The following is a 20,730-nucleotide window of genomic DNA, read 5'->3' as shown; positions in this document are numbered from 1 at the left end:
CAGAGCAATCGCATTCGATTGTTCAGGGGCGCCGAATTGTGTTGCCGGATTATAGGCATTTATTTACGAGTCTGCCGAACCCACAATTCGCACCATTGAAGTTCTATGCGCATTGCGCGGCTCGACATGGATGCATTTAAACCGCCGTACTCGTTTGTGCCCGCCGGCAGCGGCCCGGCACAGGCTGACAGCACGGCACTCGACGTCACTGACGTGCAGATCGAAGGGCACGCACAGGACATTACGTTGCGTTTGTACCGCCAGGCACAGAAAACCGCACTGCCGGTATTGCTTTACTTCCACGGTGGCGGTTTTACCAAGGGCTCGATCGATCAGGCGGACTTCGCTGCCCGGTATTTCGCAGAACACTTACCGGCTCTGGTCGTTTCGGTCGGTTATTCGCTGGCGCCGCAGTTCCCATTTCCGGCGGCGCCTGAAGACGCCCATCGCGCGGCGCTGTGGGTGCAGACACGAGCACGCGCGTTCGGCGGCAATAGCAAGAAGGTCGGCGTGGCGGGCCACGATGCCGGCGGGCAGTTGGCCAACTGCCTCGCTTTCATCGCGCGTGATCGCGGCGACGTGCGCATTGCGGCGCAAGCGCTGTTCGGACCGATGCTCGATCCAAGCCTGACGCGCCTCGGCGACGAAAAGCGCCTCGGCTCAGATATCACCGCGAAGGAATGCGCGGCGTGTTATCGCGCGTACCTGCCGCAAGCGTCGCAACGCATGCATCCGTATGCCGCGCCGCTCGAATCGTCGCGCCTCGCGGGCCTGCCTGCCACGCTGATCGCGACGGCGCAAAACGACGTGCTGCACGTGGAAGCGGAGAAATACGCGAGCGGTCTGATCGACGCGGGTGTGCTGACCCAGGTGGTCCGCTATCCCAGCGTTTCGCACGCCGCGTTGGCCGACCATCCGCCCGCCTTGCAGGAAGCGGTGCGATTTTTTCAGTGGCGCTTCGATGCACGCGCCCATCGCTGAGACACCAATAAGCAAAACTTTAATCAACGATACCGGGAGCTTCTCATGACCATCCTTCCTCTTTCCCGTCGCCGTGTGGCGATTGCCGTGCTAGCCGTCATCGTGGTGGCCGGGCTGGGTACGTTCGGCGCGATCCGCGTCGACGCGAGCTCGCCTGCTGCGCCGACCATCGTGCCGGAAGTCGACGTGGCCACCGTGGTGCAAAAGACCATCACCGACTGGCAAAGCTATTCGGGCCGCCTCGAAGCGGTCGAAAAAGTGGACGTCCGTTCGCAAGTGCCGGGCACGATCGTGTCCGTCAATTTCAAGGACGGCGCCCTTGTGAAGAAGGGCGACACGCTGTTCGTCATCGATCCGCGGCCGTACGCGGCTGAAGTCGATCGCACCGAAGCACAGGTCGCGGCGGCGCAGGCGCGTACGGGCTATACGCAAAGCGATTGGGAGCGTGCGCAACGCCTGATCGCCGACAACGCGATCGCCAAGCGCGATTACGACGAGAAGCAGAACGCGGCGCGCGAAGCGAGCGCCAACCTGAAGGCCGCGCAAGCCGCCGTCGAAACCGCGCGTATCAATCTCGGCTACACGAAGATCGTCGCGCCGGTGTCGGGCCGCGTCTCGCGTGCCGAAATCACGGTGGGCAACGTGGTGTCGGCGGGTGCAAGCGCGGCGCCGTTGACCACGCTGGTGTCGGTTTCGCCGATCTACGCATCGTTCGACGTCGACGAACAAACCTATCTGCAGTACCTGAGCCGCGCGAAGGATGGCAGCAAGGTGCCCGTGGACCTGGGGCTGGCGGATGAAAGCGGCTACTCGCGCAGCGGCACGATTGAATCCGTCGACAACCGGCTGGATACGTCGTCCGGCACGATCCGGGTGCGCGCGCGCTTCGATAACCAGGACGGTGCATTGATCCCTGGTCTCTATGCGCGCGTGAAGGTCGGCGGCAGCGAGCCGCATCCGGCACTGCTGATCGACGACGCCGCAGTGGGCACCGATCAGGACAAGAAGTTCGTGCTGGTGGTCGATCAGAGCAACCACGTCGTGTACCGGGAAATCGCAGTGGGCGGCATGCAGGGCAACCTGCGCGTCGTCAAGGGCGGTTTGCAGGCAACCGACCGGATCGTCGTGAACGGTGTCCAGCGCGTACGTCCGGGCGATGCAGTGCGCGCTCACATGGTGCCCATGACCACCGATCAGGATCCGAACAGCGCGCCGCTTGCGCAGACGCGAGCAAAAGCAGCGGACAAGAATTCGTGAGTCTCGTGTGCCGCGCTTGGCCAGTCTCGTTGACTGGCCGTAGCAGGCGCATGCTCCAACGTTAAGAGCTTCCCATGAACATATCCAAATTCTTCATCGATCGACCGATCTTTGCCGGTGTGCTATCGGTATTGATCCTGCTGGGGGGCATTATTTCGCTCTTCAAGCTGCCGATTTCGGAGTACCCGGAAGTGGTGCCGCCTTCGGTGGTGGTGCACGCGCAATATCCGGGCGCCAATCCGAAAGTGATCGCGGAGGCCGTTGCGGCGCCGCTTGAAGAGCAGATCAACGGCGTTGAGAACATGCTGTACATGCAGTCGCAAGCCAATAGCGACGGCAATCTCACGCTGACGGTGACCTTCAAGCTCGGCACCAATCCGGACCTGGCGACGCAGCTCGTGCAGAACCGCGTCAACCAGGCGCTGCCGCGCCTGCCGGAAGACGTGCAACGGCTTGGCATCACGACCATCAAGAGTTCGCCGACGCTGACGATGGTGGTCCACCTGATCTCGCCGAACAATCGCTACGACATGACGTACCTGCGCAACTACGCGTTGCTCAACGTCAAGGACCGCCTGGCGCGGATTCAGGGCGTCGGCGAAGTGCAGTTGTGGGGTTCGGGCGACTACGCGATGCGTGTCTGGCTCGATCCGCAGAAAGTCGCACAGCGTGGCTTGACGGCGACCGAAGTGGTCAACGCAATCCGTGAGCAGAACATTCAAGTGGCAGCCGGTGTGATCGGCGCATCGCCTTCGGTGCCGGGCACGCAACTGCAGTTGTCGGTGAATGCGCGTGGTCGTTTGAAGACTGAGGGCGAATTCGGCGACATCATCGTCAAAACTGCGCCGGATGGCGGCGTGACATACCTGCGTGATATCGCACGCGTCGAACTGGCGGCGTCGGAATACGGCCTGCGTTCGCTGCTCGACAACAAGCCTGCTGTGGCGCTCGCTATCAACCAGGCGCCGGGCGCGAACTCGCTCGCGATTTCCGACCAGGTTCGTTCCGCGATGAAGGAACTGGCGGAAGACATGCCGGCAGGCGTCGAATACAAGATCGTCTATGACCCGACGCAGTTCGTGCGCTCGAGTATCGAGGCGGTGATTCACACCCTGCTCGAAGCGATCGCGCTGGTGGTGATCGTGGTGATCGTGTTCCTGCAGACGTGGCGTGCGTCGATCATTCCGTTGATCGCAGTGCCGGTGTCGATTGTCGGTACGTTCTCGTTGCTGCTGGCGTTCGGCTTCTCGATCAACGCGTTGTCGTTGTTCGGGATGGTGCTGGCCATCGGGATCGTGGTGGACGATGCGATCGTGGTGGTGGAGAACGTCGAGCGGAACATCGAAAATGGGCTCAGTGCGCGCGATGCGACTTATAAGGCCATGCAGGAAGTGAGCGGGCCGATTATCGCCATCGCGCTGACGCTGGTTGCCGTGTTCGTGCCGCTCGCTTTCATGACCGGCTTGACGGGTCAGTTCTACAAGCAGTTCGCGATGACCATCGCGATCTCGACGGTGATCTCGGCGTTCAACTCGCTGACGTTGTCGCCGGCGTTGTCCGCGATGCTGTTGCGTGGCCATGGTGCCAAGGAAGACTTCCTGACGCGTGTGATGAATCGCGTGCTGGGCCGCTTCTTCAAGGGCTTCAACAAGGTGTTCCATCGCGGCTCGACGGAATACGGCCGTGGCGTGAAAGGCGTGCTGCGTCGTAAGGGCGCGATGCTCGCGGTCTACGCGATCCTGCTGGGTGCAACGGTGCTGATCTCGCGCGTCGTGCCGGGCGGTTTCGTGCCGGCGCAGGACAAGGAATACCTGATTGCGTTTGCGCAATTGCCGAACGGTGCATCGCTGGACCGCACGGAAAAGGTGATCCGCGACATGAGTGCGATTGCCTTGAAGCAGCCTGGCGTGGAAAGCGCGGTGGCGTTCCCTGGTTTGTCGGTGAACGGCTTCACCAATAGTTCGAGCGCGGGCATCGTGTTCGTCACGCTGAAGCCTTTCAAGGAGCGTGGCAACAAGAAACTCTCGGCCGGCGCGATTGCCGGTGCGTTGAACCAGCAGTACGGCGCGATCAAGGATTCGTTCGTCGCGGTGTTTCCGCCACCTCCTGTGCTTGGCCTGGGTACGCTGGGCGGCTTCAAGATGCAGTTGGAAGATCATGGTGCGGTGGGCTACGCAGAGTTGAACAAGGCTGCGGAAGCGTTCGTGAAGAAGGCAGCGCAAACGCCTGAACTCGGACCGACGTTCTCGAGCTATCAGATCAACGTGCCGCAATTGAACGTCGACCTGGATCGCGTGAAAGCCAAGCAACTCGGCGTGCCGGTCACGGACGTGTTCAACACGATGCAGATCTATCTGGGCTCGCTGTATGTGAACGACTTCAACCGCTTCGGCCGTGTGTATCAGGTGCGGGTGCAGGCTGATGCGCCGTTCCGTCAACGTGCCGATGACATCCTGCAACTGAAGACGCGCAATGCTACCGGTGACATGGTGCCGTTGTCGTCGCTGGTGACGGTGACGCCTACCTACGGTCCGGAAATGGTGGTGCGTTACAACGGCTATACGGCTGCCGACATCAACGGTGGTCCGGCGCCAGGCTTCTCGTCGGGCCAGGCGCAGGCCGCGGCCGAACGCGTAGCGGCGGAAACCTTGCCGCATGGCGTGAAGCTCGAATGGACCGACCTGACGTATCAGCAGATCATCGCCGGCAATGCGGGGCTGTGGGTGTTCCCGATTAGCGTGCTGCTCGTGTTCCTCGTGCTGGCCGCGTTGTATGAAAGCCTGACGCTGCCGCTCGCGGTGATTCTGATCGTGCCGATGAGCGTGCTGTCTGCGCTGACCGGCGTGTGGCTCACGGGTGGTGACAACAACATCTTCACGCAGATCGGTTTGATGGTGCTGGTGGGGCTGTCGGCGAAGAACGCGATTCTGATTGTCGAGTTCGCTCGCGAACTCGAACATGACGGGCGTACGCCGCTGGCGGCGGCGATCGAGGCGAGCCGCTTGCGTCTGCGGCCGATTCTGATGACGTCGATCGCTTTCATCATGGGTGTGGTGCCGCTGGTGCTCTCGAGCGGAGCGGGTTCGGAGATGCGTCATGCGATGGGTATCGCAGTGTTCTTCGGCATGCTCGGCGTGACGCTGTTCGGCCTGATGCTGACCCCTGTGTTCTATGTGGTGCTGCGTACGCTGGCGGGCGGGACGATTCACGTCGCGCAGAAAGACGCGCCGCACCTTGGTGCGCCGGTGACGGACGCCTGAGGAGAAAATAATAATGAAGCGTTTTGAATCTTTAAGCGGGTGGGGCAGAGCGGCTGCCAGCGGTTTGCTGCTGGCGTTGCTCGCGGCCTGCTCCGTGGAGCCCACGTATAAGCGGCCAGATGTGGATACGCCGGCTGCGTTCAAGGAAACGCCGACTGCTGCGTCGGCTGCGTCCGGAGCGTCGGCTACATCGGCTACCTCCGCCGCATCGCCGCAGGACACGGGCACCTGGAAGCAGGCTCAGCCTTCCGACGATGCGCATCGTGGCGAATGGTGGACGATTTTCGGCGACCCGCAACTCAATGCGCTGGAAGAGCAGGCGGCTGCCGCGAATCAGGACTTGAAGGCGGCTGCGGCACGTGTGCAACAGGCGCGTGCGGTGACGCAAGCGGCGAAGTCGGACTGGTTCCCGAAGTTCGACGCGGGCTTCGGCCCGACGCGTGAACGGGCTTCGGCGGCCTCGCAGTTTCAGCCGGATAGTGCGGGCGGGACGAACGGCACGATCTGGCGTGCGCAGGTTGGCGCATCGTATGAAACCGATCTGTTCGGGCGGGTTGGTTCGAACGTGAATGCGTCGCGGGCGGACGAGCAGCAAAGTGAAGCGTTGTTCCGGTCGGTGCAGTTGTCGTTGCAAGCCGACGTTGCGCAGAACTACTTCCAGTTGCGCGAGCTCGACACGGATCAGGATCTGTACCGCCGTACCGTGGCGTTGCGCGAGGACACGCTGAAGCTGGTCGAGCGCCGTTTCAGGGAAGGCGATATCGGTGAGCTGGATGTTTCGCGTTCTCGCAACGAACTGGCGAGTGCGCGTGCCGATGCAGTGGGCGTGGCGCGTCAGCGCGCGGCCTCCGAGCACAGTCTGGCGATTCTGCTCGGCAAGCCGCCGGCGGATTTCTCGTTCGCGGAGGCACCGCTCGTGCCGGTGACGGTGCGTGTGCCGCCAGGTTTGCCTTCGGCTCTGCTCGAACGTCGACCGGACATTTCGGCGGCGGAGCGGGCGATGATGGCGGCGAATGCGCGGGTCGGTCTGGCGAAGTCGGCGTTTTTCCCGAAGCTCGATATCACGGGTGCGGCTGGTTTTGAATCGGCGACGCTGGGCGATCTGTTCAAGTGGTCGAGCCGCGCGTTTATTCTCGGGCCATTCGCCGGTACCGCGCTGACGTTGCCTTTGTTCGACGGTGGCCGCCGCAAGGCAAACCTCGCGCAAGCTCGCTCGAAGTACGACGAAGATGTCGCGCAGTATCGTCAACAGGTGCTGGTGGCGTTCCGTGAGGCCGAGGACAACCTTGCCGATCTGCGTTTGCTCGACGATCAGATTCGCGAGCAGAACGATGCAGTCGTGGCCTCGCAACGCGCGGCGCATCTGTCGCGCACACAGTACACGGAAGGCGCGGTCAGCTATCTGGATGTGATCGACGGCGAGCGGCAGGTGCTGACATCGCAACTGCAGGCGAGCCATCTGTCGGGTACGCAGGCGGTGGCGACGGTCAATCTGATTCGCGCGCTGGGCGGCGGCTGGGGTGATGTGAAGCCTGCGGGCGATGAGGCGGTGGGGGCGGTTGCGCCGGCTTCGGGTGCGGTTGGTGCGTCTGCTTCTACGTCTACGTCTGCTTCTGCGTCGGTGGAACAGGTGGCGAAGCGCTAAGGTTTAGGTTTAGTTTTAGTTTGTTGGCTGGTGAAGAACGCCGGGTTGCGCGAAAGCGCGGCCCGGCGTTTTTTCTTTGGTGACGTGGTGTGCCTGCTCCATGGGGCAAGCCCCAAATCATTTTTCCGGCTTTCCTTCCAAAAATCCGTTCGTAGACCGCCGGTTTCCCGCCGTCTATGATGATTCGCACCTCATCTGGAGAGAGGCGATGACCTGTCCGACCTGCCGCTGTCCGCGCTGATCCGCCCGCGCGTTCTATCGCTGCCGCACGCCGGTTAAACCGCGCGCTGCAGATTTCTGTTGTCCGACCGATTTCGGCGCGCCTGCCCGCATGCCGCGGGACCGGCTCGCCTCGAAACACACCACGCCCCTATCCTAACGAGCTCACCATGCGTATTTCTCTGACCACTGCACGGCGTTTTTTCAAGGCGCGGACGCTGACGTTCCTCGGCGCGTTCGGCCTCGCGCTAACGTTGTCCGCTACGCCCGCGATCGCGGCGGACACGCCCACGCTGAAAATCGGCACTGCCACCAGCCCGCAAATCGAGGCGCTCAAAGTCGCCGCGCGCGAAGCGAAGGAGCAAGGGCTGGACGTGAAGATCATCGAGTTCACCGACTGGAATACGCCGAATGCGGCGCTCGCCAACAAGGATATCGACGTCAACTATTTCCAGCACATCCCGTTTCTCGAGAACGCGAAGAAGCAGGGCGGTTATAACTTCGTCGCGATCGCACCGGGCACGATCATGAAGATCGGCCTGTATTCGAAAAAGATCAAACGCTTCGATGAATTGAAAGACGGCGCCACCGTTGCCATCGCTAACGATCCGGTCAACGGCGGTCGTGGTCTGTTGTTGCTGCAACGCGCCGGTCTCATCAAGCTGACGCCAGGCATTGACTATCGCGCTACGACGCTGGACATCATCGACAACCCGAAGCACCTGAAGATCGTTCAGCTCGAGGCCTCGCAATTGGCCCGCTCGCTCGACGACGTCGATCTCGCCCAAGGCTACCCGAGCTTCATCAAGCTCGCGGGCACCACCGACCCGAATAGCGCATTGTTGTTCGACGGTCTGGAAAACAAGAACTACGCGATCCAGTGGGTCGTGCGTCCGGAAAGCGCAAATGATCCGCGTATCCGCAAGTTCATCTCGATCTATCAGCATTCGCCCGCTGTGCGCGCGGCGCTCGACAAAGCCTTCGGCAGCCTCTACGCCGTCGCCTGGTAAGGCGCGCCGCTAGCAACGTTGCAACCAGCAAGGAGCCGCACGATGGCGAAGAAAAAGATCCTGCTGAACGCGTTCAATATGAATGCGGTCGGTCACATCAATCATGGTCTGTGGACGCATCCGCGCGACCGTTCGGCGCATTACACCGACCTCGACTACTGGACGAGCCTCGCGCAAACGCTCGAGCGCGGCAAGTTCGACGGGATCTTTCTCGCGGATATCGTCGGCGTATACGACGTTTATCAGGGCGGCCCGGAAACTCCGTTGCGCGAATCGGTGCAGATTCCGATCAACGATCCCTCGCTGATCGTGCCCGCGATGGCACACGTGACGAAGCATATTGGCTTCGGCGTCACGTCGAATCTCACTTACGAGCCGCCGTACCTGTTCGCGCGCCGCATGTCGACGCTGGATCACCTGACGAAGGGCCGGGTCGGCTGGAACATCGTCACCGGCTATCTGGACAGCGCGGCACGCGGCATGGGTCTCGCGCAGCAGATCAGCCACGACGACCGTTACGATCGCGCGGACGATTACATGGACGTGGTCTACAAGCTATGGGAGCAAAGCTGGGAAGACGACGCGGTAGTGCGCGATCGCGAGGCGCGTATCTTCTCGCATCCTGACAAGGTGCATCGTGTGAAACACGACGGTCCGTACTATTCGATCGACGCCATTCATCTGAGCGAGCCGTCGCCGCAACGCACGCCTGTGCTGTATCAGGCGGGTTCGTCGAGCCGGGGTGTTGATTTCGCGGCGCGTCACGCGGAATGCGTGTTTGTCGGCGGCCAGAACAAGCAGCTCACGCGTTCCATTGTCGACGACATTCGCGCACGGGCGGTTAGCTTCGGCCGCGCGCCGGACGATATCAAGATCTTTGCCGGCATCACCGCTGTAGTCGGCGAAACAGAACGCGCTGCGCAGGAAAAATTCGAAGAGTACCGGCGTTATGCGAGCGCTGAGGGTGGCATTGCGCATTTCTCCAGTTCGACCGGCATCGACTTCTCACAGTACGAACTGGACGAGCCGATTTCGTATGTGAAGACCGAATCGATGCAATCGGCCGTTGAAGCGATTTCGAAGAAGAGCGTGAGTGGTGTATGGACCAAACGCAAGGTGCTCGAACAGATGACGCTCGGCGGCCGCGCGAAGCCCGTAGTCGGGTCGCCGCAGCAGATCGCGGACGAGCTGGTGTCGTGGATAGAAGAGGCCGGCGTCGACGGATTCAATCTGACGCGTACGGTCATGCCCGAATCGTTTGAAGACTTCGTCGACCTGGTGGTGCCGGAATTACAGAATCGCGGCGTCTACAAGGAAGACTACGATCCGGCGCCGACGCTGCGCGAAAAGCTTTTCGGCGGCGGCCGCGCGCGACTGCCTGAGGTGCATGCCGGCGCGCAGCATCGGCGTAATGTACCAATTACGCAAAGCGGCGCGCGATCCACCGTGGACGCTTGAGAGGAACGAAGCCATGGCTCATCTTTTTGACGCGCCGCAATTCATTGAAGACGCACCGTCCCTCGCCTTGAATCGTGATGCGGCCGATGCCGCGCAAGAAGCCGTGGTATTCGACGACGTGGGCAAGGTGTTCGCTAACACTCGCGGTGTGTCGACTGCGGCCCTGGCGAACATCACGCTGAAGGTGGCGCGAGGTGAAGTGTTCGGCATTATCGGCCGAAGCGGCGCAGGCAAATCGACCCTGCTGCGGCTCGTCAATGGTCTGGAAAAACCGAGTTCCGGCGCCGTGCGTGTGAATGGCGTGAGTGTCGGCGAGCTCGACGAACGCGGGCTGGTCACGCTGCGGCGGCGCATCGGCATGGTGTTCCAGCACTTCAATTTACTCTCCGCGAAGACGGTGCGCGAGAACATTGCGTTGCCGCTAAAAATCGCCGGCGCGCCTAAAGCTGCGATCGACAAAAAGGTTGACGCCTTGCTCGAACTCGTCGGCCTGTCGACCAAGCGCGATGCCTATCCGGCGAGTTTGTCCGGCGGCCAGAAACAGCGCGTCGGGATTGCGCGCGCCCTTGTGACCGACCCGGACATACTGCTGTGCGACGAGGCAACCTCCGCACTCGATCCTGAAACGACGCAAGCCATTCTCGCGTTGCTGCGCGATATCAATCAGCGGCTCAACCTGACCATCGTGCTGATTACGCACGAAATGCAGGTCATTCGCGAGGTCTGCGATACGGTGGCCGTGATCGAACGCGGTGAGGTGGTGGAGACGGGGCCGGTGTGGCGCGTATTCGGCGACCCACAGCATGATGCGACGCGCGCGTTGCTGCGGACCCTTGTGCATGATCTGCCTGCGGATCTCGCCGCGCGCGTCAAACCGTTGCACGAGATCGAACAAGCGGATGCGCAGATTCTGCTCGACGTGCGCTTCACCGGCAACGATGCGCGTGAGCCTGACCTGGGCGGGTTGACGTCCGCATTGAGCATTGAAGGTGGCCGCGTGAGTTTCGTGCATGGCGGCATCGACCGGATTCAGGGGCACGCGCAGGGGCGTCTGGTAGTGTCGGCGGAGGTGCGCGCGGACGCGGAAGGCACGGTGCAAAAGCAGATCGCGACGCTGCTCGAGCGTGCGCGTCACTATGCCAATCACGTCGAGGTGCTCGGTTATGTCTGACCTCTGGCTCTCGGAACTCGCAGATGCCATTCGCGACACCATCGTCATGGTCGGCGTATCGGCCTTCGTAGCGGCGCTGATCGGCATTCCCCTTGCACTGGTGCTGGTTACCACCACACGCGGCGGCATCTTTGAAAAGCGTGTGGTGAACAGCACACTCGGCGCGCTCGTCAATGCGTTCCGCTCCACGCCGTTCATCATTTTGCTGGTCGCGCTGTTGCCGCTCACGCGTTTGCTGATCGGCACGACGATCGGCGTATGGGCCGCCATCGTGCCGCTCAGCATCGCAGCGATTCCTTTTTTTGCGCGCGTGGCCGAAGTGAGCTTGCGCGAAGTGGACCGCGGTTTGATCGAAGCCGCGCAGGCAATGGGCGCGCAGCGCCGGCATATCATCCGGCATGTGCTGCTGCCTGAAGCGCTGCCGGGCATTCTCGGCGGCTTCACGATCACGGTGGTGGCGATGATCGGTTCCTCGGCCATGGCGGGCGCGGTGGGCGCCGGTGGTCTCGGCGATCTGGCGATCCGCTACGGCTATCAGCGTTTCGATACGACCGTGATGGTGACGGTGATCGCATTGCTGATCGTGATTGTGACGGCGGTGCAGTTCGTCGGCGATCGCTTCGTGCGACGGCTTGCGCAACGCGCATGATCTTCGCCTTTCGCCCGCTATTTGCATGACGAATACGCGCTTGCGGCCCACGTTTTCAGCGCTGACGCCACGGTCTATCATCCTATTTGCGACGCTGGGCGCAGCGAGACTCCCGCTCGCCAAACTTCTCCACGTGGACATTGCATGAACGAACCTCGACATCCCGAGGCGCTGCAACCGCTGCAAACCGGCGCTGCGCCTGTGGTGCGCGATCTGACCGGCTTGCTCGATGCGTTGCGCGCCAGCGCGGCTCAGCGCGATCGCGACGGCGGTCACGCCGCGCAGGAAAAACAATGGATCGCCGACGCGGGACTGCTCACGCTCGCCGTGCCGCGTGAATTCGGCGGTTCCGGCACGCGCTGGCCCGAGATCTACGAGACGATCCGCCAGATCGCGCGAGTCGACAGTGCGCTCGCGCATCTGCTTGGCTTCACGTGCCTGCAGGTGGTCAGCGTCAATGTATGGGGCAACCCGGAACAACGTGCCCGCTATCTGGGCGGCACCGTGGAAGAGCGCTGGTGGTGGGGCAATGCGGTCAATCCGCTCGACACGCGACTCGTTGCAAGCGCAACCGCCGACGGTGGCTATCTTTTAGATGGGCAGAAAGGATTTTGTTCGGGCACGCGCGGCTCGCACATGATGACGGTTTCCGGGCACGATCCGGTCGCCGGCAAAGCGGTGTTCGCGGTGGTGCCAACCGCGCGTGAAGGCATTACCGTTCACGAAGACTGGAATCCGATCGGTCAGCGGCAAACCGATAGCGGCAGCGTCTCCTTTGTGCAAGTCAAGGTTGAACCGCACGAGGTGCTGGAGCGGGCCGACACCTCATACGCGAGCCTCCGCACGCTGATCTCGCAGCAGGTGCTGATCAATCTGTTCGTCGGCATCGCGCAGGGCGCGCTCGAAGAAGCACGCGCCTATGTCACGCAGTACGGCAAGCCGTGGATATCTTCGGGCGTCGAAAAAGCCACCGACGATCCTTACCTGATCCAGCGCTTTGGCGAGATGCGTCTGCAGGTGGTGAGTGCGGAAGCGCTGGCAGTGCGTGCCGCCTACGCGCTCGAAGACGCATGGCAACAAGGCCCGACGCTGGACGCCGAAACCCGTGCTCAGGTGGCGCTCGCCACCTCGGAGGCGAAAATCGTCGCGCACCGCGCCGCGCTCGACGTCAGCGAAAAACTGTTCGATGCCTGCGGCGCGCGCGCCACCCACGCGCCACTCGCGCTCGATCGCTTCTGGCGTAACGCTCGCGTGCATACGCTGCACGATCCACTCGACTATCGCGTACGCGACGTCGGCCGTTATGCGTTAAGCGGGACATTGCCGGAAGTTTCTTTGTACACTTGAGGCGGTTCGCGGCGGCCTGCATGAGGCGTCGCGGTTTATCCCCTTCAAGAGACCACCGGCTTGCAGTTCAAATTACCGACCACCGCAACGGCGCCGTTTTGCCCATCCGAGGTGCAAGGCACGGTCGCCGTTACGCAAGGCGCGCCGTTCTGGAAAAAAATCCTGCAATTCGCGGGGCCAGGCCTGCTGATTTCGATCGGCTACATGGACCCCGGCAACTGGGCCACCGATATCGAAGCGGGCTCACGTTACGGCTACAGCCTGCTGTTCGTCGTCATGTTGTCGAGTCTTGCGGCGATGGCGCTGCAATGTCTGAGCATGCGGCTCGGCATCGCCACCGGGCGGGACCTCGCAGAATTGTCGAGACTGCGTTACTCACCAGGTGTCGCGCGCTTTCAGTGGCTGCTTGCCGAACTGTCGATCGTGGCCTGCGATCTGGCCGAAGTGCTCGGCGGCGCGCTGGCTTTCCACCTGCTCTTCAAATGTTCGCTGACCACCGGCGTGTTGCTGACCGCGTTCGACACGTTGATCGTGCTCGGCCTGAAGGGCAAGAATTTTCGCGACCTTGAAGCGATCATGCTGGGGTTGATCGCAACGATCGGCGTCGGTTACATCATCGAACTGGCGCTGGTGAAGCCGCATTGGCCGTCAGTCGCACAAGGACTGATTCCTTCGTGGCAGGCACTCAGCAGCCGCGAGCCGATGTATCTGGCGATCGGCATTCTCGGTGCGACCGTGATGCCCCACAACCTCTATCTGCATTCGTCGATCGTGCAGACCCGCGCGGTTAAACGCGACTCGGCCAGCATCCGCTCGGCGATCGGCATGTCGCGCATCGATACGATCGTCTCGCTGATCATTGCGCTGCTGATCAACATGGCGATCCTGATTCTCGCGGCGGCCGCGTTCCACGCGACCGGCCACAACCAGGTTACCGAAATCGAAGACGCGTACAAACTGCTGGCGCCGATCGTCGGCACCGGTTTCGCGGCGGTGCTGTTCGCGATCACGTTGTTGGCGTCGGGGCAAAGTTCGACCTTCACCGGCACGGTGGCGGGGCAGGTCATCATGGAAGGCTTCCTGAAGCTGAAAATTCCGTGCTGGCAGCGGCGCTTTATCACGCGGGCGCTTGCCTTGATTCCGGCGCTGATCGGCGTGCAGATGATGGGCAACGGCGCAGTCGGCAAACTGTTGGTCGCAAGCCAGGTTGTGTTGAGCCTGCAACTGCCGTTCGCGCTTTATCCGCTGATCCGCATGACCAACGATCGTTCTCTGATGGGCGAATTTGCCAACAGGCTGCCGACGCGGCTCGTCGCCTGGTCGCTGTTCGTGGTGATCAGTGCGGCGAATCTGTGGCTGGTGGTGCAGACGGTGGGACTGGTCGGCTGATGCGGCAAAGGGAGGTAGCGGGGTAGCGCCTGGTGCCTGGCGTCGGTTGCTAGATATGAGGTGTCCGTGTCAGGGCGAAAACCACACAAAAAAAAAGTCCGCGGGATGGCGGACTCTTTCCAAGGTGCTTCGGTTCGAATCAGGCTGGACCGGCCCTCATCGATTCCACTTAACTCAGGCGGCTTGCGCGATCTGCGCTGCTTCGAGCGCTTCCTGACGAGCGGCGGCCGCCTTTTTGGTCTTGCCGGCGCGCGATGGCGGTTGGCATGCGCCACACACCACGTTGTGTTGGAGGTCGTGCTTGTGCGCGACGAACTTGCCGGTGCAACGGCAGCATTTGGTCAGTTGCAGGATGTCGGCGTCGAAGAAACGCACCAGCGTCCATGCCCGCGTGAGATCCAGCACCGGTTCGGAGTCGCTGTGCTGGCAATGTTCCAGATACAGGCGATACCCTTTGGTCAGCGCATCCAGGTGCGAGCAACGCGCTTCGTTCTTCAGGAACAGGTACGTGTTGTAGAACAACGACGCGTGGATGTTCGCCAGCCACGTCATATACCAGTCCGCTGAGAACGGCAGCATGCCCTTGGGCGGCGACACACCTTTGACCTCGCGGTACAGGCGGATCATGCGGTCGCGCGAAAGCGTCAACTCGCTTTCGAGCACCTGCATGCGCGCGCCGAGTTCAATCAGCGCGATGGCACGGAATACTTCTTGTGCGTCTTCCGTCAGGCTACGCTTGAGCATCGCGGTCACCTCGATTAAGCAAACTGCTCAGCAGGCTGGCCTGCAAGCAGGATCGCCGCGTGAGTCGGTGCAACTGCTGCGTGCTTCGTCGTTTGCGTCAACGCCGACAACATCGAGTGGTCGTTGAAGCGGAAGAAGCATAAAAGCTGATCGGAAGCGGCCAGCTTGACGATCTGCGCGAGCGACAGCCCGGCTAGCAAATCAGCCAGTTCCGACGACAGTCCCAGTCGGAACATGCCGACCGGTTTGTCCTCACGCAACATACGTTGCGCGAGCATGATGTAAGACAAGTTGATCTCGCGGATTGAATCCAGCGTCTCGCTGCTACGGTCCATTTTCTGTTTTCCGAAGCCCCGAATTACTAAGTCGGCTTTTTTTGCCGTTTTGTCTTTTATGCCTCGCCGGAAACGTTGTCCTCCGGCTACATGTCACCACCTGATACAGATCGCGACTTTTTGATACATCGCGTTACATTTCGTAACAGCTTGGGTCGAATTGTATGAAGGGCAAAACAAGAAATCAATCCCTTCTCAAAAAAATATCTCAAAAAGATACATCAAATTTCGGTAAGTCTTTCACAGTCCTGTAATGGACGATGCTTAGCGGGTTTTTTGCGGCCTCGGAATTTCGTCTGATCCATGAAAACCCTTGTGTAGTGGGCTTCAGAGTCATCCATCTGAGCAATGGCATGTACCCGGTCGAGAACCGGAAAATCATGACGGAATCAGAAAGGAAATAGAAAGTGAGCCCAATTGAAAGTAATAAATACCGTTCGTTGGAACTGCAATGGGGACGAATCAGACGTGTAACATGTTGATGCGGCCCCAGTTACAAACGAGGCCGCATTTGTAACTTCTAGCAACCGTTTGCGCGGATCCGTTCGACTTCGAGGCCGAGCAGCGGGCGCAGGCGGGTGCCGAGCACGTTGCCGGCGAAGGCGGCGACCAGCCACAGCCAACCGTGCAAGCTGCCTGACACGATGCCGCTGAAATAGGCGCCGATGTTACAACCGTAGGCCAGACGGGCTCCGTAGCCGAGCATCAGGCCGCCGACCACCGCCGCGATCAGCGAGCGGGCCGGCACCTTCCAGACCGGTGCGTAACGGCCGGCCAGTGCGGCGGCCGTCATGGCGCCGAGGATGATGCCAATGTCCATCACCGTGGTGACGTCATGTGTAACAGGAGCGGCCAGTGCGCCGGCGTTGGCGTGAGTGGCCCAATACGGCCAATTGGCCACATTGATGCCCAGTGCGGCAAATATCTTGGCGCCCCACAGCGCAAACGCCGACGTCACACCCCATGGGCGACCGGACAGCGCCAGCGTCGCGAAGTTGAGCAGGACCAGCGCGATTGCACCGACGAACAACGGCCACGGACCGTGCAGCCATGGCGACGCGTGCGGCGGACGCTGCGGCTCGTCGACCAGCTGGCCATGGCGGCGCCGTTCGACCCATACGGTGAGCGCCGCGATCGCAGCGAACATGAGCAGATTCAGCGCGATCGCCCAGCCGAGACCGAGCGTGGTCACCATCGAAAGCGGTTTGAGAGACGGCAGTGCGGTCCAGAACGGCATATGAGCGGTGGCGACAACCGAACCGATGACGAACGCCGCCAGCGTGACGATCATGCGCGTGCTGCCGCCGCCTACGGTGTACAGCGTGCCGGACGCGCAGCCGCCGCCCAGCTGCATGCCGATGCCGAACATGAAGGCCCCGACCAGCACGGATGTGCCGGCCGGTGCGACGAGGCCGACCACCGGCCGGCCGAACAGCGTACCCGCGGCGAGCGCCGGAAAGAACAGCAACACGCCGAGCGCCAGCATCAGCATCTGGGCGCGCAGACCCGCGCCGCGGCCGTCGGCGATAAAGACTCGCCACGCCGAGGTAAAACCGAACGCCGCGTGATAGAGCGACAAGCCCAGCAAGGTGCCGACGATGTAGAGCGCTGCCTGACGACCGCTCACGGTCTGTGCCAGATAGACGGCGCCCAGCGCGATAAGAAGGAGTGCGGCACCTAGCGGTTTCGGATTGATGTCGAAACGGCGTGGTACACGCGGAAGGGAAGTGGCAAGGTCGGACATGGTGTTTGACTGGCGAGCGGCAAATCGAAGATAGCCCGAGGGCGGCGGATAAGCCGCTTCGGGGTTGGTGCAGCGGAAAGGTGATTGAAAAAGATAGCACGTATCGCGCGTTGAAGCAGGGCACCCGAAAGCCGTTACATGAAGCGCGCCATCAGATCAGCATCGTGAAACACGCCGCCGACGTTCAATGCTTCCACCTCGCAACCATATTTGCGAAAGCCAAGCGACTCATAGAGTTTGCGTGCCGCTTCGTTGCGGCTACCCACCATCAGCTGGATTTGCCGTAGACCTTCTATCTGCGCCGCTCGCGCCAGCAACTCATTAAGCAAGGCGCGCCCGACTCCGCGGCCCGCTGCTTCCGGCGCGACATACATACCGACGACGGAAGCCTTGTGCCTTTCCTTGTCGCTCTGGTTACGAAGCAATCCCACTACACCGATCAATGGCGTATTAGCCGATTCATAAGCACCGAGCAAAAAATCACCTTCGGCTGCGCGTGTGCCTTCCAACATCGCATCGTGCCGCGCGGCGCCCTTGGCCACCGCGTCCTCGTAGCTTTGACCGAACGACTCCGGATGCGCCTTCAGCCCGCGCAGGCGAAGCTGAAAGTAGGCGTCGCGGTCGGCGAGACCGAGTTGGCGGACCAGTAGGGCGTTGTTGATCAAGTGTGGCTCTCCGTGTGGTTTGAACGATGCTGCAAGCGGGAACAATTCAGCTTTCGATATTGCGCTCCAGGTTTCTGTGGTGCTGCTATGACTTCACAGCTTCAGCCCCTTGGCCTTCGGCGCGCTGGCTCGCGGCAAACTCACGCAGCGCGGCCGCGGTTTCCTGATCGGCGGGAAAGAACGCTTCAATAGCAAGCTCCGACAGTGTGACATCTACCGGTGTGCCGAACACCGTGGTCGTGCTGAAGAACGACAGGACGCCGATCGGCGTGCGCAACCGCAGCGGCACGGCGATCTGATTACCTGCCGTGTCGTCGAGGTCGGCCGCTTCCGCGCCGGGTGGAGCGGGATATGCAGCGAGTTCGTCGCGCAGTGCGCTCAACGTGTCGTCACCGCTCACGTCGATTTGTCGCTGAAGCCGGGACAGCGCGTGCGCCCGCCAGGCATGCCAGTTGACGATCGATGCTGCGATGCCTTCCGGATGCAAACTCAATCGCATCGCATTGACCGGCGGTTTCATAAGCTCAGGGCTTGCGCCTGCAAGCAGCGGCGCAAGCGCATTGTTCGCGGCAACGATGGTCCAGTGACGGTCGATCGCGAGAGCCGGATACGGCTCGTGACCTTTGAGCACCAACTCAACTGCCTCGCGTGCGGCGGCTAACTGCGGGTCCGTCAACGGGCGTTCGCGGAACAGCGGCGCATAACCCGCCGCAATCAGCAGTGCATTGCGCGCGCGCAGTGGCACGTCGAGCCGCTCAGCGAGGTGCATGACCATTTCCCGGCTAGGCACCGCACGGCCTGATTCGACGAAGCTCAGATGCCGCGTTGAAATATCGGCTTCAGCGGCGAGCAGCAACTGACTCATTCTTCGCCGCTGCCGCCATTCGCGCAGCAGATCGCCGACCGTGCGGCTTGCTGTCGGCCCGTTCGACGGGATGGTTTGTGCAAGAGAGAGTGTGTTCATGTTGCCGATGATAGCCAAAGCGCGTTAGCGATCCATTACCTGACAGGTAATGGAATACCCCGGGAATACCCGGGAATGCTAGGCAATACCGTGGAATGTCCGAGAAAGCGTAGGAGCACCCACGAATACGCAGCTCATTCAGGGCGTCACCCCAGGCGACAACACGCCAGGCGCGAATCAGGCGGGCGCTACGCCTTCCGGCACGGCGTTGAGTTTGACGCCCAGCGCGCGCAGCAATTTGAACACCGTGTCCATGCGCGGTTTGGAGCCGGGCGCGAGGGTTTTATAGAGGCTTTCGCGCCCGAGTCCGGCGTCCGCCGCAACCTTCGCAATGCCACGTGCTTTTGCGATGTCGGCGATCGCGGCGAGGAGCAGGTCGGCGTCGCCTTCTTCCAGCGCTGCGTTGAGATACTCGGCGATCATCTCTTCGCTATCGAGGTAATGCGATGCGTCGAACCGTGCGGTTTTGACTTTGCTCATGACAGTTCCTTTCTGATGTCTGCCCACATTGATTTGGCATGCCTGATGTCGGCTGGCTGCGTGGATTTATCGCCACCGCAGAGCAGCAGGAACACCATGCGCCCTTCGCGCGCGAAGTAGACCCGATAGCCGGGACCGCAATCGATGCGCATCTCGGACACACCGTCTTCCAGCAGCTTGACGTCGCCGAAATGACCTCGCTCAGCACGCCGGACTCGCACCAGGATTTTGGCTCTCGCCCTCAAGTTTGCGAGGCCGGCAAGCCAGTGGTCGAATTCCTCGGTGCGCTTGACCGTGTACACAGGCGGTGAACCGATTTGTTGATGAGTGTATCCTGTTGGATACGGTCTTGCAAGTGTGAAAACCATATTAAAAAAGCGGCTTGTGTCCGCGCCCATTCAGTTCGTCACATGCCGCGAGTTGACGCTGCGCGGCCCCCAATTCCGCCATGAGGTTAGCGGCTGACGAAGTCGGTGACGATTCAGCCAAATGGCCTATCCGGTGGGCAAAACAACGCGGTTCTTCACGCCGGTGCATCTCGATGCTTACCTCCAACGTAATCGACGCGCCGCGCTCGAGCCGTCAATCTTCACTCCGAGCCCGCCGCATACAACGTGTCTGCCGAGCGTAGTGCTCAGTCATGCCAATCAAGGAGTCTGAGATGAATGCGCATACCGATCTGATCGACCGTTACTTCGACGCATGGAATGAAACCGATGCAGTACGCCGCCGCGAACTGATCGCCGCGACATGGACTGCCGATGCCGACTATCGCGATCCACTGCTGGCAGGCGCGGGCCATGACGGCATCGACGCGATGATCCGCGCGGTGCATGAACGCTTCCCGCATCACACGTTTCACCGCACGACGGAAGTCGACGGTTTCGCGAACCGCCTGCGTTTTTCGTGGGCACTCACCACGCCGGCCGGCGAGGCGATCGTCAAGGGATCCGACTTCGGCGTGCTCGACACGCACGGCCGCTTGCAGGCGGTGACCGGTTTCCTCGACCAGGTCCCTGCCGCTACCTGAGCTCACGCAGTCTTTTTCACGGAGACGATCATGCACGAGTCCGTTGCCGTCACGGCTCCCGGTACTGTCCTCACGGTCACGCGCCTGTCGGGCGCTGTCGACGCGCTCTCCAGCGCGATCGCCGGCTTTGCTCTGCTGGCCGGCACGCGCGCGTTCACCTTCACAGCGTTGCTGGCCTGGCGCGAGCCGGTGCTGGGTGGCGCGGGTCTCGTGCTGCTCGCATTAGTTGGATGGCTGAGGTGGCGGTGTCGCGCAATGCCGCTCGCCGCATCGTGCGGGAAAGCGGATTGACGGTGAGCCGCCGGCAACGGACCGTGCGCCACGGTCTTGCTACAATCGATCGCGACGCGCCACAAGGACAATCCGCTCGAATCCGGGTGGC

19 protein-coding genes are annotated in these 20,730 nt (G+C 61.5%); 12 read left to right on the top strand and 7 right to left on the bottom strand.

Annotation, left to right across the window (positions count from 1 at the left end):
- Positions 1-126: 126 nt before the first annotated feature.
- The 10 genes from BM438_RS13330 to BM438_RS13285 all read left to right on the top strand — a co-directional run bounded on the left by BM438_RS13330 (position 127) and on the right by BM438_RS13285 (position 14,386).
- Entirely contained in the window at positions 127-981 is an 855-nt protein-coding gene (locus tag BM438_RS13330) for an alpha/beta hydrolase (RefSeq protein WP_093634909.1), read from the top strand.
- Positions 982-1,026: 45 nt separating this feature from the next.
- Positions 1,027-2,238 carry an efflux RND transporter periplasmic adaptor subunit gene (locus BM438_RS13325; RefSeq protein WP_093634717.1) on the top strand — a complete coding sequence of 404 codons (1,212 nt, stop codon included), beginning with the start codon at positions 1,027-1,029 and terminating at the stop codon, positions 2,236-2,238.
- Between the two features lie 74 nt (positions 2,239-2,312).
- Positions 2,313-5,498 carry an efflux RND transporter permease subunit gene (locus tag BM438_RS13320; RefSeq protein WP_093634716.1) on the top strand — a complete coding sequence of 1,062 codons (3,186 nt, stop codon included), beginning with the start codon at positions 2,313-2,315 and terminating at the stop codon, positions 5,496-5,498.
- A 13-nt stretch (positions 5,499-5,511) separates the two neighbouring features.
- Complete coding sequence (locus BM438_RS13315) at positions 5,512-7,143, top strand: efflux transporter outer membrane subunit (RefSeq protein WP_093634715.1); 1,632 nt, start codon at positions 5,512-5,514, stop codon at positions 7,141-7,143.
- Positions 7,144-7,532: 389 nt separating this feature from the next.
- Positions 7,533-8,372 carry a MetQ/NlpA family ABC transporter substrate-binding protein gene (locus BM438_RS13310; RefSeq protein WP_093634714.1) on the top strand — a complete coding sequence of 280 codons (840 nt, stop codon included), beginning with the start codon at positions 7,533-7,535 and terminating at the stop codon, positions 8,370-8,372.
- A gap of 42 nt (positions 8,373-8,414) precedes the next feature.
- Positions 8,415-9,830 (top strand): LLM class flavin-dependent oxidoreductase, encoded by a 1,416-nt coding sequence (locus BM438_RS13305; protein WP_093634713.1) that lies wholly within the window; start codon positions 8,415-8,417, stop codon positions 9,828-9,830.
- A 13-nt stretch (positions 9,831-9,843) separates the two neighbouring features.
- Positions 9,844-11,001, top strand: coding sequence for a methionine ABC transporter ATP-binding protein (locus BM438_RS13300; RefSeq protein WP_093634712.1), 1,158 nt, complete (start codon positions 9,844-9,846; stop codon positions 10,999-11,001).
- Positions 10,994-11,650: a methionine ABC transporter permease gene (locus tag BM438_RS13295; RefSeq protein ID WP_093634711.1), complete on the top strand. Its 657-nt coding sequence runs from the start codon at positions 10,994-10,996 to the stop codon at positions 11,648-11,650. Before BM438_RS13300 ends, BM438_RS13295 begins: the two co-directional genes overlap by 8 nt.
- 144 nt (positions 11,651-11,794) lie before the next feature.
- Positions 11,795-12,997, top strand: coding sequence for an acyl-CoA dehydrogenase family protein (locus tag BM438_RS13290; RefSeq protein ID WP_093634710.1), 1,203 nt, complete (start codon positions 11,795-11,797; stop codon positions 12,995-12,997).
- Between the two features lie 60 nt (positions 12,998-13,057).
- The gene (locus tag BM438_RS13285) at positions 13,058-14,386 is read left to right on the top strand and encodes an Nramp family divalent metal transporter (protein ID WP_093634709.1); all 1,329 of its coding nucleotides are present in this window, start codon (positions 13,058-13,060) and stop codon (positions 14,384-14,386) included.
- Positions 14,387-14,560: 174 nt separating this feature from the next.
- Here the strand turns inward: BM438_RS13285 and flhC are convergent, their stop codons facing one another.
- The 7 genes from flhC to BM438_RS13250 form a co-directional block, all read right to left on the bottom strand.
- A complete protein-coding gene (gene flhC, locus BM438_RS13280) occupies positions 14,561-15,130 on the bottom strand; it encodes a flagellar transcriptional regulator FlhC (RefSeq protein ID WP_054039111.1) in 570 nt (189 codons plus the stop codon).
- A 14-nt stretch (positions 15,131-15,144) separates the two neighbouring features.
- Positions 15,145-15,465 (bottom strand): flagellar transcriptional regulator FlhD, encoded by a 321-nt coding sequence (gene flhD / locus BM438_RS13275; protein WP_028194930.1) that lies wholly within the window; start codon positions 15,463-15,465, stop codon positions 15,145-15,147.
- 520 nt (positions 15,466-15,985) lie between these two features.
- Complete coding sequence (locus BM438_RS13270; RefSeq protein ID WP_093634708.1) at positions 15,986-17,209, bottom strand: YeeE/YedE family protein; 1,224 nt, start codon at positions 17,207-17,209, stop codon at positions 15,986-15,988.
- Between the two features lie 134 nt (positions 17,210-17,343).
- Positions 17,344-17,874 (bottom strand): GNAT family N-acetyltransferase, encoded by a 531-nt coding sequence (locus tag BM438_RS13265; RefSeq protein ID WP_200618272.1) that lies wholly within the window; start codon positions 17,872-17,874, stop codon positions 17,344-17,346.
- Between the two features lie 85 nt (positions 17,875-17,959).
- Positions 17,960-18,838, bottom strand: coding sequence for a helix-turn-helix domain-containing protein (locus tag BM438_RS13260; RefSeq protein ID WP_093634907.1), 879 nt, complete (start codon positions 18,836-18,838; stop codon positions 17,960-17,962).
- A 177-nt stretch (positions 18,839-19,015) separates the two neighbouring features.
- Positions 19,016-19,318, bottom strand: coding sequence for an addiction module antidote protein (locus tag BM438_RS13255; RefSeq protein WP_054039070.1), 303 nt, complete (start codon positions 19,316-19,318; stop codon positions 19,016-19,018).
- Positions 19,315-19,686, bottom strand: a complete 372-nt coding sequence (locus BM438_RS13250; protein ID WP_093634906.1) for a type II toxin-antitoxin system RelE/ParE family toxin — start codon at positions 19,684-19,686, stop codon at positions 19,315-19,317. Before BM438_RS13250 ends, BM438_RS13255 begins: the two co-directional genes overlap by 4 nt.
- 293 nt (positions 19,687-19,979) lie before the next feature.
- Between BM438_RS13250 and BM438_RS13245 the strand changes: the two genes are divergently transcribed.
- Positions 19,980-20,348, top strand: a complete 369-nt coding sequence (locus BM438_RS13245; RefSeq protein ID WP_054039068.1) for a nuclear transport factor 2 family protein — start codon at positions 19,980-19,982, stop codon at positions 20,346-20,348.
- Positions 20,349-20,378: 30 nt separating this feature from the next.
- The gene (locus BM438_RS13240; RefSeq protein ID WP_093634707.1) at positions 20,379-20,639 is read left to right on the top strand and encodes a hypothetical protein; all 261 of its coding nucleotides are present in this window, start codon (positions 20,379-20,381) and stop codon (positions 20,637-20,639) included.
- The last annotated feature ends 91 nt before the right edge of the window (positions 20,640-20,730 follow it).

Source organism: Paraburkholderia aspalathi (genome assembly GCF_900116445.1).
In the GTDB taxonomy this organism is placed as follows: domain Bacteria; phylum Pseudomonadota; class Gammaproteobacteria; order Burkholderiales; family Burkholderiaceae; genus Paraburkholderia; species Paraburkholderia aspalathi.
This window is presented reverse-complemented; position numbering and strand designations above follow the sequence as displayed.